Raw genomic sequence first — 13,194 nt, forward strand, 5'->3', positions numbered from 1 at the left:
ATGCCGCTGAGTTATGAAGACGTGACGACAGCCGACTTGGCGCCACTGCTGGGCGCATCCGAGATGTGGCAGAAGATGGGAGAGCGCTTCGGCGAGCTCAAGGGCCATTACGAAGCACACGTCCAACGTGCCCTGGCCAATGGCAACTGGCAGGGGCTGGCCCTAGCCGCACATCAGAGCAGCGCTGCGTTCACCGCCTCCGAGTACGCCGCGGCCAAGGCAGAAGCACTGGCCGTCGCGAGCCTGCTGAAGCAAGCGCATACCGAGCTCTCCCGGCTGCAGAAAGCAGTGAAGGACCTGGTCGCCGACGCCAAGGCGAAGGACTACAAGGTCGACGACTCGGGCAAGGCCGTATACGTCGGCTTCGACAAGCTGTCCGCACAGGAGAAGCAGGCCCTCCAGCACGACCCGGACTATCCCCGGGCGGTGGCCGACGCCCAGCAGAAGGCACAGGAATGGACCGACAGCATCGCGAAGGCGGTCCAGGCCGTTGATGAGGCCGACCAGAGCATCCGCCGGGCGCTGACACGCGCGGCGGGCTTCGGCGGATTCAACGCGGACGCCGAGGGCGACTTGACCAAGGCGGGAGTGCCGGAGGCCCGCGCTACGACAACCGACGGGTGGAAAGTCACGGCGACCGGGCCCGCTGCCGGTTCCTCTGCGACCGGCAGCCCCTCATACGGCAAGGAGAGCAGGTTCAAGGCATACGGCGACCTGGGCCACGTGACCGCGCAGAGATCGCTCACCGACGGGCCTGCGGATGTGTCGGTGACCGCCGACGCCTATGCGGGGTCAAGGGCAACAGCGAACTACGGCTTCAGCGACAAGGGCGTCAGCGCCGCCGCCGAGATGTCCTGGGGAGGGCGGGGCATGATCGAAGTACGCGAAGACAGCGGACATATCCCCCTCTATCTGCGAGCTGACGGATTCGTCGGTGAAGAGGCCGGAGTCAGCGCCAAGGCGACCAAGAAGGAGGGCAGCGTAGGCGCGAAGGCATTCGGGGGAGCGAAGGGTGGCGTGGCCGGTGGCTTCGAGTTCGCCGGCATCGGCATCGGCGGAACGGCCGAGGGGTGGGCCGGCTCCGGCGCGGAGGGCAAGCTCGGCTACCAGAAGGACGACAAGACCGGCAAGTGGAAGATCGGCGGCAAAGCAGGTGTCGCGGCGCCGCTCGGCGGCGCCTTGGGAGTCGAGATCACCGTCGATCCGGACAAGTTCGGCAAAACCGTCGGCCATGCGGCTGAGGCGATCGGTGCCGGCTCCATCAAGAACGCCGTCAGCAACTGGTTCTGATGCGTTCCCCTGTGAAAGGAGGCCGTGAAATGGCCGCAACACTGCCGGTGCCGATCGAATTCCACCTGCCTGAGGGCTGGCTCCCAGTCGATCCGGACACGATCGGGGCCACTGGCGTGGCCTTTGCTGCGGTGCATCCGCAGCCGGACGGCGGGTTCACTGCCAACATCACCATCGATGGTGAGTACCGGCCGGACGCGGCGGCACTGGCCCAGATCGCCGACGAATCGGTACGGCGCTTGGGAGAGTTCGCCGAGTCAGTGACAGTGACCGCTCGGCACGAGGTCGGCTCCCCGGATGCACCCGCCCTGACTCAGCGGCTGACCTTCGCAGCGGAGGCTGGTGCCGCACGCCGCGACCTTGTCCAGTCCCAGGTGTACTTGTCCGTACTGGACGTCGCGGACCCCCGCCGACGGGCGGTGGTCCGGCTGGCCCTGACGGCCACCGCGCTCCAGCACGGCACCGTTCTTGCCGAATTCCAGGACTTCGTACGCACAGTGGGCCTGAGCGCCGGGGCGGAGGCTTAGTGATGGGCCGGCTCCAGGACAAATGGCTCGGCACCAGATACCCCGACAACGACGTCGTACCGCTTTCCGCCGCGGAGGTCCGGAACGCGCTCCTCACCATCAACGGCCCTCGCGTGCCGTTCCGCATACGCGATGCCGGCCCCACGGAGAACGCCGACGTGGTGGCGGAGTGGTGGTTCCGGACGACCGGTCTCGACGACGACATGCCCCGCCGGCAAGAGGAGCACAGACTCAGGATCCGGATGCGCCTGGACCCGTCAGGGCGTGAGGTGCGGTTCATCCAGGAGAAATGGTCTTCCGCCGGTGGCGGGCCGCACATGCAGCACGCGTACCGTCGTGGGCGATCATTCACGGTGGAGTGGAAATACGAGCGGGGGCCCGACGGCCGTCGACGCAAAGTCACGACGTTGGACACGCGCGACGTGAAAAGGGCTCTGCAGAAGGCGACTCTCAGCTCAGGGTGGATCTGGCGCGGAGTGTCCCAGCTGTAACCGGTCTATGGGCGTTTGCGGCGGCGGTTAAGGACAATGGGAGTGGCGATCGCCGCCCCCACCACGACTGCGGCTCCGGCGCCGAGAGCGATCCATTTGGTGGGGGTGCCGCCGCCGTTGTTCGCCGAAGCGTCGGTACCGGAATGCTTCGAAAGGTTGTCGGCGGTGTCCTGACCGTCACCACTCTTCGGACTCTGCGCAGGCGCCGGCCCCGGAAGGGGGTTCACGTCAGCCGGGCCCGGGTCGCCCGGATCCTTGAGGGCGATGCGGGGGCGGACGGCGCCGTAGCCGACGTAGTCGTTGCGCTTTTCGGCTGTGCCGGTGCCGCCGGCGGTGTTGATGAGGACGCGGGTGACTTGGTTGGCGGTCCAGGTGGGGTGGACGGACCAGATCAGGGCGGCGGAGGCGGAGGCGAGGGCCGTGGCATCGCTGGTGCCATTGCCTCGGCAGAGTTCAGTACCGCCCGCGCAGGCCGCGTACATATCTGTGCCTGGTGCAGACAAATCCACCTGGGGGCCGTGCTGCGACCAACTCGCTGCGGCACCTTCCTGATCAACGCCAGCTACGCCGATGACGCCCGGGTATGCGGCGGGGTACTCCACCACGTTGCCCTTGTCACCCGAGTTACCAGCCGCAGCGAAGATCATCTTTCCCTTGCTCAAGGCATAGGAGATGGCCTTCTCCTCTTCCTCATCGCCTGGGCCACCCAGCGAAATATTGATGATCTTTGCATCAGACTCCGCCGCGTAGTGGAGTGCGTCGACCATCGACTTCGTGCCATCCAAAGCGGTCCCTTTCTGCCTCACTCGGATAGGAAGGATCTTCGCCCCAGGAGCCAGGCCGTAGGAGCCTGTAACCCGTCCTCTCTTTCCCGTTCCGGCAATGAGGGCCGCCATCTTGCTGCCGTGGCCTTCGGTATCCGTGCGTGCGTCGTCCGGCTGCCCTGAGAAGTTCTTCCCTTCGAGTACCTGGCCTTGAAGGTCGGGCAGGCTCGCATCGACTCCGGTGTCGATCACAGCCACTGCGATCCCGGCGCCGGTACTCGTCTCCCACATCTCCTCTGCGTGCATCACATCCAGATGCCACTGGCGGGAGCGGACGGTGTCGGCGTGAGCTGGCGAGGCCGCCACCCCAGTCACGATTAGCGTGACGAGCAAAGAAGCAACGACACGAGTACTGCGCATGTGGATGGGCCCTCTACTCAATCACCGGTGGCACAACGCGCTTGTTGTCCTGGTTCCAGGTCTCCTCATCTTCGACCAGGTAGTCGGGGCGTCGACCGCCAGACCGCCCCTCCGGAGCGGCGCCACCTGCCCCTGTCGCAGGCATGAAGCCGCCCATCATCCCGGGCCGACCAGAGGCGTTGTTGCGGTTCTCCCCCGTGCCCGCGCCACGGACCAGACCAGTGCCGCCCGGAGTGAAGGCTGCACTGCCACCTCCAGGACGGCCTCCGACAATTCCACCCGGCTCCGTTGCTCTGGCTCTGCCTGCTCCGGTTCCTGGGCTACTGGCTGCAGGCCCGGGCACACCGCCGAAACCCGTACCGGGGACCATGGGCGGTCGGGTCTGCCCCTGCCGCGGGGAGGGTTCCGTACCGAATACCGGAACCCGTCCCGGGTTCTGGGTCGGCACAGACGATCCACGCGGCGTGCGGCGGCCACCGACGATGCCATCGCGCGGCACGTTCGGCAGCCGAATGTCCGGACGGCGGCTGGTACCAGGCCCGGCCTCTGGAGCCGGAATCCTGGGGGTCGGCCGCCCGCTCCGATCAGGAATTGGCCTTCCCGGGCGGCGGTCCGTATCGGGACGCCCTTCAGACCCAGGCCAGTTGGGTACAGGGATATGCGGCACGGGAATCTGCGTCTTCCCGGCATCCGGCGGTGTGACCAGATGCCGTTCCGGCTGCGGAACTGTCACACGCGGGGGTGCGTCAACGCCGCCGGAGAGATCGAGTTCCGGCCGCCGAACCAGCCGTTCCGCAGGTCCGGACGGCGTCGAGACGCCGCCAGAACCGCTACCAGCTGAAGCAGCGCCCACGTAGCCCGCAGGCGAGACCCTAGCCGTTGAACCCGTCGACGGCGCTCCGGCACCGTCGACAGGGAAGTCGACATACTCACTCGGATCGCTTGGCGACTTCTTGGCCGGCATCACCTTTTCCGGCATAGGCCGAAAATTAGGTCTGGGCGCCCGCAAGATCTGCGTCGCCGACTGATCGTACGACTCCGCCAGCGCCTTCATCAGCCCAGCTGCTGCCTTGTGGTTGTCATCGAGTCGCTTCTGGGCGTCGTACGCCTCCTTCTGCGTAGGGCCGCCACTCACCAGGTTGTTGCCGCCGAGAGGCTCCAGGCCGGGCATGGGGACCTTGCCCAGCGCCAGCGGATGGTTCTTCAGCCAGGCGTCGACCGTGGCCTTGTCCTGCGGCGAGTACTTCGGCATACGTCGCGCGCTGCCCAGGTCCGTGGACGCGAAGTGCATCCACTTGTCGACCTCCTTGGCGTAATCGCTGAGCCGGAGCGTCTCATTGGCCATGGAGTTGCCCCACCTGCGGAAGGCTTCGCCGGCCTCGCCCGACCAGACGACACCCTCGATATGTTTCTTGAGGTCGTCGCCGAGCTCCTTGATGGCCTGGGCCGCGCCCTTGAGGGTGAGGGCGACCGAGGAGACGCGGTGCTGGTCGGCGTTCTCGACCATGGCCTGGAGCTTCTCGTGCGGGATGGCGTAGAAGTTCTGGACAGGCGTGCACATCGGCAACTGTCGCGGGTCCTTGTCACTTCTGGGCAAGGCTTGGTCGGTCACGGGTGCTGTGCTTCCTTCCCTCGTCTAGAAGTGGGTGGGCCTGCCTGATCCGTTGTTGCTGCCATCGGCGGGCAGTTCCGTACGGGGCCCCGTCCTCGACGTGTGCGGCTGCGCCGGCCCGGCATCCGGGTCGAGCTTCGGGTCGTACTGGCGCCGCATCCGCTCATGGATCGCCCAAAGCTTCTCCCGCTCCTCCGCGTCCGCGTTGGCGTAGCCTCCATGGGCTTCCAGCATGGCGTCGCCGAGTGCCTTGATCTGGTCGTTGAGGAGCTGAGAGAGCGTCACCAGGTCGGAGTGAACGGAGTAGTAGACGCCGTAGAGCGCCTCCGCAGCGCTGAATCCCTGGCCCAGGTGGGCCTGCGTCAACCCCGTGTCGGCCATCTTGCTCGGCGCCCCGTCGGATTCGTCGAGCGTCCTCAGCAGCTCATCCACTCGGCCCTTGAACTTCTTCAGCGAGGCCAGTTCGGCTGCGAAGCCCCCCTGGGGCGATGCCTGCTCAGTCACGTGCGCCTCTTCACTGCCTTCCCCACCCCGCGGCCGCCCGTCAACCCTCGGCCGTCACATGTGACTTCACGCTACACACTACTGCCAGGCAGTGACATTCACATAAGGATCAGGAGTTGACGGCCGCCGCCACCGCCGCCTGCGGGCGGATCGGCAGGCGGTTGACCGGGCGGCCCGTTGCCGCTCGTACCGCTGCTGCCACCGCCGCCGGGGACGTCACGACCGGCACCGCGCTGATCGCCTTGGCGCCGAACGGGGCGACCACGTCCCGTTCCTCGACCAGCTTCACGATGTGGATGTCGGGGATGTCCAGGGACGTGGGCAGGGCGTAGCCGGTGAGGTCCGGGCGGCGGACCATTCCGCCCGCGGTGCGGAGGTTCTCCGTCAGGGCTGCGCCCACGCCCTGGGTCACTCCCGCTTCGATGCGGGACCTCGCCTGCGCCGGGTTGAGGACCCGGCCCACGTCCTGGGCCACCGCCATTTCGACGACTCGGACGGATCCCAGTTCCACGTCCACGTCCACGACCGCGCGCACCGCGCAGAAGGCGATGCCCACGAAGGCGTCGCCCTGCCCGTACTCGTCGAGCGGCTCGGTCGGGTGGGGGCGGCACTGGGCCGTGGCCCAGAGTTCCTTGCCGTCCAGGGCCTCGGCGACCGTCGTGCTCAGGACGCCGTCGTACGAGGTGATCTTTCCGTCGGCGATCGTCAGCAGCTCCGCGGACATGCCGAACTGTGCGGCCAGCGGCTGCAGCAGTTGCGTCCGCACCATCCGGGCCGCCCGCTCGACCGCGCCGCCCGAGACCCACGTGTGGCGGCTGTGCGCGCCGGGGCCGGAGGGGGGCTGGTCGGTGTCGACGGGGGCGACGTAGACCTCGTCCAGGCCCAGGACTTCCTGGACGATCTGGCGGGCGAGGGTCGAGAAGCCCTGGCCGGTCTCCACGGCCGCGCAGATGACCGTCGCCGTCGGGCCGGTCACCTTGACCGTCGCCGTCGAGACCTCGTCGGCGCCCTCCGCGCCGAGCATGTGCACCATGCCCAGGCCGTAGCCGACGCCGCGCCGCACCGCGCCGGGCTCGCCCGCGCCGTCGGGGCCGCCGGGCAGCATCCACTCCTCCTCGGGGTCGTCGGAGGGGAGGGCGGGCAGCGGGTAGTCGCGGACGGCGCGCAGGAGTTCGGCGACGGGCGCGGGGCAGGTGACGGTCTGGCCGGTGGGCAGCAGGTCGCCCGTGGCCATCACGTTGCGCAGGCGCAGCTCCGCCGGGTCGAGGCCCAGGCGGGCCGCGAGCTTGTCCATCTGGCCCTCGTACGCGGCGCACACCTGCATGGCGCCCTCGCCGCGCACGTGGCCGGACGGCGGGTTGTTCGTACGGACGGCCCAGCCCTCGACGAAGGCGTGCGGGACCACGTACGGGCCGCAGGCGAAGGCCACGGCTGCGGCCAGGGCGTCGGACGAGGAGTCGGCGTAGGCGCCCGCGTCCAGCAGGATCTGCGCCTCGACCTTCACCAGCTTGCCGTCGGCGTCCGCGTGGTGGCGGTAGCGCAGCAGGGTGGGGTGGCGGTGCGGGTGGCCGAGGAAGGACTCCTCGCGGGTGGCGACGAGCTTGACGGGGTGGCCGGTGCGCAGCGCGAGCAGGCCGAGCGGCAGCTGCATGCCGGGGTCCTCGCGGTCGCCCGTCGCGCCGGGCACGCCGGTGACGACGATCTTCACGCGCTCCGGTGCCAGGCCGAAGCAGGCGGCGGCGAGGTCGCGGTCGGCGTGCGGGTCCGTGGACGCGGTGTAGATCTCGACGCCGCCGTCGGGGCGGGGCACGGCCAGGCCGGCCTCGGCGCCGATGGGCGCGGGGTCCTGGCGGCCGATCCGGTACAGCCCCTCGACGATCACCTCGCCGACGACCTCCGGGTCGCCGAAGCGCAGCGGGATGTGGCGGATCAGATTGCCGTCGGGGTGCAGCGGCTCGGCGGAGAACGCCTGCTCGGGGTCGGTGACCGGCTCCAGCACCTCGTACTCGACGGCGATGGCCGCCGCGGCCAGCCGCGCCGTGTCGGGGTGGTCGGCGGCGACGGCGGCGATCGGCTCGCCATGGTGGCGCACGATGTCGGACGCGAAGACCGGCCGGTCGGCGACCTTGCGGCCGTGGGCGGCGTCGCCCGGCACGTCCGCGTGCGTGACGACGGCGCGGACGCCCGGCATGCGGGCGGCCTCGGAGGTGTCGATCGACAGGATGCGGGCGTGCGGGTGCGGGGAGCGCAGGAGCGCGGCCCACAGCAGGCCCTCCGCCCACAGGTCGGCCGCGTACGGGTAGATGCCCTGGGCCTTGGCCTCCGCGTCGGCCGGGGGGAGGGAGGCGCCGATGCCGTGCGTCGGTTCGGCGGGGCCGCCGGGCGAGGCGAGCGTGGGGACGGTGATGGCCGTGGCGCCGCCGTCGGTCATGCCGGTCGTTCCCGTCATGCCGCCCATTCCGCCGCTTCCCGTCATGCCGTCGCCCTTCCGCTGCCCCCGCCGTGCGGGCCCGCCTGGTGCGGGATGCGGGCCTGGTCCGCATCCGGCTGCACAGCCTCGTACGGCTGCTGCGCGTCCTGAAGCCCGTGCGCCGGCCCCTGCGCCACGCCATGCTCCAGGCCCTGCTCAAGTCCCTGATCAAGTCCCTGCTGGAGCTCCTGCTCGTGAGCCGCGGCCGCCTCGCGCTCGCCGACGACCTGGCGGACCGCGTCGAGCACGCCCCGGTAGCCCGAGCAGCGGCAGAGGTTGCCGCAGATGGCCTGGCGGGTCTCCAGCTCGGTCGGGGCGTGGTTGCCCTCCAGCAGGTCGTGCATGGTCATCGCCATGCCCGGCACGCAGAAGCCGCACTGCACGGCGCCGCACTCGGCGAGCGCCCGCTGCACGTCGGACGGCCGCCCGTCGACGGCGAGGCCCTCGACCGTACGGATCTCCGAGCCGGCGGTGGTCGCGGCCGGGACCAGGCAGGAGGCCACCAGGCGGCCGTCGACCTGGACCGAGCAGGCCCCGCACTCGCCCTGCGAGCACCCGTCCTTGGCCCCGGCCAGGCCGAGGCGCTCGCGCAGCACGTACAGCAGCGACTCGCCGATCCAGGCGTCGGTCACGGGCCGGTCGGTGCCGTTGACGCGCAGGACGTACGAGGCGCAGGGGTGCTCGGTGTGGGGGGCGAGGGGGTGGGCCCCGAGGGGGTCCTGGCCGAGCGGGTCGTGTCCGAGGGGGGCGTACGCGGGCGGCGCGGGCTCCTCATGGGCGGGCCCGCCGTCCGCCGTCGCGGCCACGGCACCGGCAGCAGCGCCGGCACCGGCGGCAGCTGCGGCACCGGCCGCCTCCGGCCCGCTCTGCTGCGGTACGAACGGCTCCGGCATCGTGGGCTGCTGGGCGGGCTCGTCCGGCTGAGTCGGCTGCTCCGCCTCCGCGGACTGCCCCGGCTCGTGGGAGAGCGTGGGCAGGCCGGGCTGCTCGGCCGGCTCCACCGGTTCGGCAGCCTGCTCGGTCATCCCGGTGGGCCCGGGCTGCTCAGCCATCCCGGTGTGCCCGGGCTGCTCGCCGTGCCCGGAATGCTCGCCGTGGCCGAACGACTCCGCGTGCATCGCCTGATGCGGCAGCGTCGTCCGGGCAGGCTGCTGCTCCGGCTCACCGGCCGGATGCTCCGGCTGCTCCGGCTGCTCCGACGGCAACGAGGGCGCCGAGTACTCAGGGTGCTCCAGGTGCTCCGGCTGCCCCGGGTGTACCGGCTGCTCCGGCTCCTCCGCAGCGTCAGCCGCCCCGGCCGCCGTGGCTGCCGCAGCCGCCGTCTCCGCCGCGGCCGTCTCCGCACCGCCCGGATTATCGCCCGTACCGGTGACATCCGTGACGTACTGCGGCACGGTGAACGCGCCCGTCACGTCCACGGCCGGCGGCTCGCCGGAAGCGGAATTCTCGGCGACCGGACTCGCAAAGCCGTCCAGCGCGTACTCACCGGACGTGTCGGCCGCGTCCGCAGCCTCCTCGGGAACAACCGGAACCGACCACTGGCCGGTGCCGCCCGGAATGGGCGTACCGGCGGCAGGCGTGGCCGCGGCCAGCGACTGGCGCCAGGAGTCGTCCACGGGCTGCGCGGACCACGGAGCGGGGGCCGCGGCCGGAGCCGCGCCCGCGGGCTCCTGCGCCGGGCCGCCCCGGACCAGGTACTCACCGGACTCGTCGACGGGGTCGTCGCCCGCGGCCGGAACGGACCACTGGCCGGTCGAACCCGTCGAGGCGTCGCCCGGCATCGGCCACTCCGCGGTGGCCTGCGGATCGGCCTCGTGAGTTCCGTGCGCGCCGTGCGATCCGTGCGCGCTATGCGTTCCGTGCGCGTCATGCGATCCGTGCACGTCATGCGCACCATGCACGTCGTGCGCACCGTGCGCCTCATGCACGCCATGCGCATCGTGCGCACCGCCGTCGTGACCCGTATGCGCCTCGCCCTGAGGCACATGCGCCCCGTACGGCGCCTGCGCCCCCTGCGGCACCCCCCACTGCCCGTGCGCCCCCGCGGCCGCCGGAGCCTGCTGCCACGAGTCCGCGGACGGCGGGACGTATCCGCCCGAACCGGCCGCGGCCAGCGGGTCCCAGGCGCCCGTGCCGGACATGGCCGCGCCCGGGTGGGCGAGGAGCTCCGGGGGCAGCTGCAGGAACGTGGTGCCCTCGTCGTACTCCCCGCCGCGCGGGATCGGCTCCCAGCCGGCCGGGCCGGCGGCGTGGGCCTGTCGCTGTTCGTCACTCACGCGAGTGCCCTCCCCAGTGCTCGGCGGGCCAGAGTCGCCACCGTACGACGCAGGTGCAGCGCGGCGGGCGGCAGGGTGCCCGGCTCCCCGCCGTCGGGAGCGGGCGCGGGGTCCGGGATGCACGCCGCGGCGACGTACTCGCCGAAGGCGGCGCACGCCTCGGGGGCGAGCGTGCGCTCGCCGTCCCAGTCGATGAGCGAGGCGACCCAGCGCTCGGCGTCGAGGGGGCGCAGCGGCATGGGCGCGACGGCGCCCACCGCGCAGCGCACGCCCCGCCGGGCGGGGTCGAGGACGACGGCCACGGACGCGCTGGCCCGGCCGGGGCCGGTGCGTCCGGTGGCCTTGAGGAAGGTCTGCGGGGCGTGCAGCAGCGGCACGCGGACGTAGCCGATGAGCTCGCCGGGGCCGAGCATCTCGTAGCCGGCGAGGAGGTGGCCGACGGGGATCTCGCGGCGGCCGCCGCCGGGCCCGGCGATGACGAGGGAGGCTTCGAGGGCGGCGAGGACGGGCAGGGCGTCGCCGGTCGGGGCGGCGGAGGCGATGTTGCCCCCGAGCGTGCCGGCGTTGCGGATCTGGGGCGGGCCGGCGGCGCGCGCGGCGGCCGCGAGCGCCGGGATGAGGGCCGCGAAGTCGGGGCGGCCCATCCGGGCGTGGGTGAGGCCGGCGCCGAGCAGGGCGTGGCCGTCCTGGTACTGCCAGCCGCGGATCTCGCTGATGCGGCCGAGGCCGACGAGCCCGGCGGGCCGCAGCAGCCCGGAGTTGACGGCGGCCATCAGATCGGTGCCACCCGCGACGGGCACGGCCGCGGGCATGGCGGCCAGCGCCGCCACGGCCTCGTCGAGCGAGCCCGGCAGCGTCACCGTGTGCGCCGCCTGCGGTGCGTGCGTGGTCAACCCAGCTGCCCCTTCCCCGGTGGTCCCGGCTGTCCGGCCTGATCCCGCCGTACGATCCCGCCGTACGGTACGTCCTCACGGCCCGGACGTGGCAACTCTGGCACATCTTCGGACTCCGCCGTCGCGAGGGTCCACGAACCGCCGATCCGTCCCCGGCAATGCGAATGGTCCGATTTTCGGGAGTGTCCCCGTTGTGTACGGATTGCCATTGTCAGGGGGCCTTTTTACGACTTACGGCAGTGTGTGAAGGACCACCGTGCCAGCCGCCCGCCGCCGGGACGCGCAGCTTGGCCGTGGCTCACACGATCGGGGGCGCGCCCTCGATCGGGCGTCCGAGGACGCCGGGGCGGCGCTGCCAGGGCCTGGGGCCGCCCGGGGGCCGGTAGTCCACGCCGAGGGCGTCGAGCCGGGCGTAATGGGCGGTCATACGGCGTTCGAACGCCGGGTAGTCGCGCTCGGCGGGGGCGGGCAGGTGCGACCAGACGGTCTCGGCGAAGGCGGCGAGGCGCGGAAAGGCCTGGTAGTCGAGGCGCTGCTGGTTCTCCGTCACCTCGCTCCACAGGTTGGCCTGGGCGCCCAGGACGCGCGCGGCGGCCTCGCCGAGCCCCGGCGGCACGGGCTCGAAGCGGTAGACGTCCTCCAGGGTGCGGACGTAGCCGATGGGTACGGGCTCGTCGGTACCGGCCGCCTGCCGGTGGTCCAGGTACACCTGCTGTTCGGGGCACATGACGACGTCGTGCCCGGCGCGCGCGGCGGCGATCCCGCCCGCGTAGCCCCGCCAGGAGGAGACGGTGGCGCCCTCCGCCAGGCCCCCTTCGAGGATCTCGTCCCAGCCGACGAGGCGCCGGCCGCGCTCGGCCAGCCAGCGGTCGAAGTGCCGGACGAACCAGCTCTGCAGCTCGTCCTCACCGGCCAGCCCCAGCTCCCGGATCCGGGCCTGCGCGGCCGGGGACGCCTTCCACTGGTCCTTGGGGCACTCGTCGCCGCCGATGTGCACGAAGGGCGACGGGAAGAGGGCGAGGACCTCCGTCAGCACGCCCTCGTAGAAGGCGAGGACGGCATCGGACGGGGCGAGGACGTTCGGGCTGACGCCCCACGTGTCCCACACCGTCAGGGCGGCGGTGTCGACGACGTCCGAGTTGCCGAGCTCCGGATACGCGGCGACGGCGGCCTGCGAGTGGCCCGGGATGTCGATTTCCGGGACGACGGTGATGTGCCGCTCGGCGGCGTAGGCGACGATCTCGCGGATGTCGTCCTGCGTGTAGTAGCCCCCGTGCGGCCGCTCGTCCCACAGCGGCGACGCCCGGTGCCCGAGCTTGGTGCGGGAGCGCCAGGCGCCCGCCTCCGTGAGCCGCGGGTGGCGCAGGATCTCGATCCGCCAGCCCTGGTCGTCCGTCAGGTGCAGGTGCAGGACGTTGAGCTTGTGCGCGGCGAGCAGGTCCAGGTACCGCAGCACGCCGTCCTTGGGCAGGAAGTGGCGGGCGACGTCGAGGAGGACGCCGCGCCACCGGAACCGCGGCGCGTCCTCGACGGCGCATGCGGGCACGGCCCACTCGCGCTTTCCCGTGACCGGCGCCCGCCGGAAGGCCTCCGGGCCGAGCAGCTGACGGAGGGTCTGCGCCCCCCAGAAGACTCCGGCCGCGCTGCCGCCGCCGATCCTCAGGACACGGCCGTCCACGGCGATGCGGTAGCCCTCGGGGCCGAGCTCCCGCCCGACGGCCGGGTCGACGCTCAGCACGACGCGGCCGCCACCGTCCTCGCCCGGTGCGAGCGGCACGCCCGGTGCGAGCGGCAGCCCCGTCGCGGCGCCGACGGTGGCGCGCAGCCAGCGGGCGACGCCCTCGGTGCCGGGCCGCGCCTCCAGCAGGGTCTCCTCGCCGAGGACGTACGGCCCGGCGGCCGGCACGTCACGGACCGATGCCGGCCCGGGGATCAGATCGGTCATGT

10 protein-coding genes are annotated in these 13,194 nt (G+C 71.6%); 3 read left to right on the forward strand and 7 right to left on the reverse strand.

What is annotated here, in order from left to right; all coding sequences use genetic code 11:
- The 3 genes from B7P34_RS16710 to B7P34_RS16720 are packed head-to-tail and all read left to right on the forward strand — an operon-like array spanning position 1 to position 2,308.
- Positions 1-1,290: a hypothetical protein gene (locus B7P34_RS16710; RefSeq protein WP_106677328.1), complete on the forward strand. Its 1,290-nt coding sequence runs from the start codon at positions 1-3 to the stop codon at positions 1,288-1,290.
- A 29-nt stretch (positions 1,291-1,319) separates the two neighbouring features.
- Positions 1,320-1,817, forward strand: coding sequence for a hypothetical protein (locus B7P34_RS16715; protein WP_106677330.1), 498 nt, complete (start codon positions 1,320-1,322; stop codon positions 1,815-1,817).
- 2 nt (positions 1,818-1,819) lie between these two features.
- Complete coding sequence (locus B7P34_RS16720) at positions 1,820-2,308, forward strand: hypothetical protein (protein ID WP_106677372.1); 489 nt, start codon at positions 1,820-1,822, stop codon at positions 2,306-2,308.
- Positions 2,309-2,313: 5 nt separating this feature from the next.
- Here the strand turns inward: B7P34_RS16720 and mycP are convergent, their stop codons facing one another.
- The 7 genes from mycP to B7P34_RS16755 all read right to left on the reverse strand — a co-directional run bounded on the left by mycP (position 2,314) and on the right by B7P34_RS16755 (position 13,192).
- The gene (gene mycP / locus B7P34_RS16725; RefSeq protein ID WP_106677332.1) at positions 2,314-3,492 is read right to left on the reverse strand and encodes a type VII secretion-associated serine protease mycosin; all 1,179 of its coding nucleotides are present in this window, start codon (positions 3,490-3,492) and stop codon (positions 2,314-2,316) included.
- 13 nt (positions 3,493-3,505) lie between these two features.
- On the reverse strand, positions 3,506-5,104 hold the full coding sequence (locus B7P34_RS36765) for a hypothetical protein (protein WP_146166836.1): 1,599 nt from the start codon (positions 5,102-5,104) through the stop codon (positions 3,506-3,508).
- 24 nt (positions 5,105-5,128) lie between these two features.
- The gene (locus B7P34_RS16735) at positions 5,129-5,608 is read right to left on the reverse strand and encodes a hypothetical protein (RefSeq protein WP_106677336.1); all 480 of its coding nucleotides are present in this window, start codon (positions 5,606-5,608) and stop codon (positions 5,129-5,131) included.
- Between the two features lie 109 nt (positions 5,609-5,717).
- Positions 5,718-8,057 carry a xanthine dehydrogenase family protein molybdopterin-binding subunit gene (locus B7P34_RS16740; protein ID WP_223267920.1) on the reverse strand — a complete coding sequence of 780 codons (2,340 nt, stop codon included), beginning with the start codon at positions 8,055-8,057 and terminating at the stop codon, positions 5,718-5,720.
- 23 nt (positions 8,058-8,080) lie between these two features.
- Positions 8,081-10,354, reverse strand: coding sequence for a 2Fe-2S iron-sulfur cluster-binding protein (locus B7P34_RS39730; RefSeq protein WP_106677338.1), 2,274 nt, complete (start codon positions 10,352-10,354; stop codon positions 8,081-8,083).
- Positions 10,351-11,247, reverse strand: a complete 897-nt coding sequence (locus B7P34_RS16750; RefSeq protein WP_106677340.1) for an FAD binding domain-containing protein — start codon at positions 11,245-11,247, stop codon at positions 10,351-10,353. The genes B7P34_RS39730 and B7P34_RS16750 overlap by 4 nt, the downstream gene beginning before the upstream one ends.
- 298 nt (positions 11,248-11,545) lie before the next feature.
- Complete coding sequence (locus B7P34_RS16755) at positions 11,546-13,192, reverse strand: beta-N-acetylhexosaminidase (RefSeq protein WP_106677342.1); 1,647 nt, start codon at positions 13,190-13,192, stop codon at positions 11,546-11,548.
- Positions 13,193-13,194 lie beyond the last annotated feature (2 nt).

It is taken from the genome of Streptosporangium nondiastaticum (assembly GCF_003011965.1).
Classification (GTDB): Bacteria; Actinomycetota; Actinomycetes; order Streptomycetales; family Streptomycetaceae; genus Streptomyces; species Streptomyces nondiastaticus.

Coding starts and splice junctions, on each gene's coding strand:
- B7P34_RS16755 (WP_106677342.1), bottom strand. CDS start 13,192: ATGACCGATCTGATCCCCGGGCCGGCATCGGTCCGTGACGTGCCGGCC.
- mycP (WP_106677332.1), bottom strand. CDS start 3,492: ATGCGCAGTACTCGTGTCGTTGCTTCTTTGCTCGTCACGCTAATCGTG.
- B7P34_RS16720 (WP_106677372.1), top strand. CDS start 1,820: ATGGGCCGGCTCCAGGACAAATGGCTCGGCACCAGATACCCCGACAAC.
- B7P34_RS16740 (WP_223267920.1), bottom strand. CDS start 8,057: ATGACGGGAACGACCGGCATGACCGACGGCGGCGCCACGGCCATCACC.
- B7P34_RS16715 (WP_106677330.1), top strand. CDS start 1,320: ATGGCCGCAACACTGCCGGTGCCGATCGAATTCCACCTGCCTGAGGGC.
- B7P34_RS16710 (WP_106677328.1), top strand. CDS start 1: ATGCCGCTGAGTTATGAAGACGTGACGACAGCCGACTTGGCGCCACTG.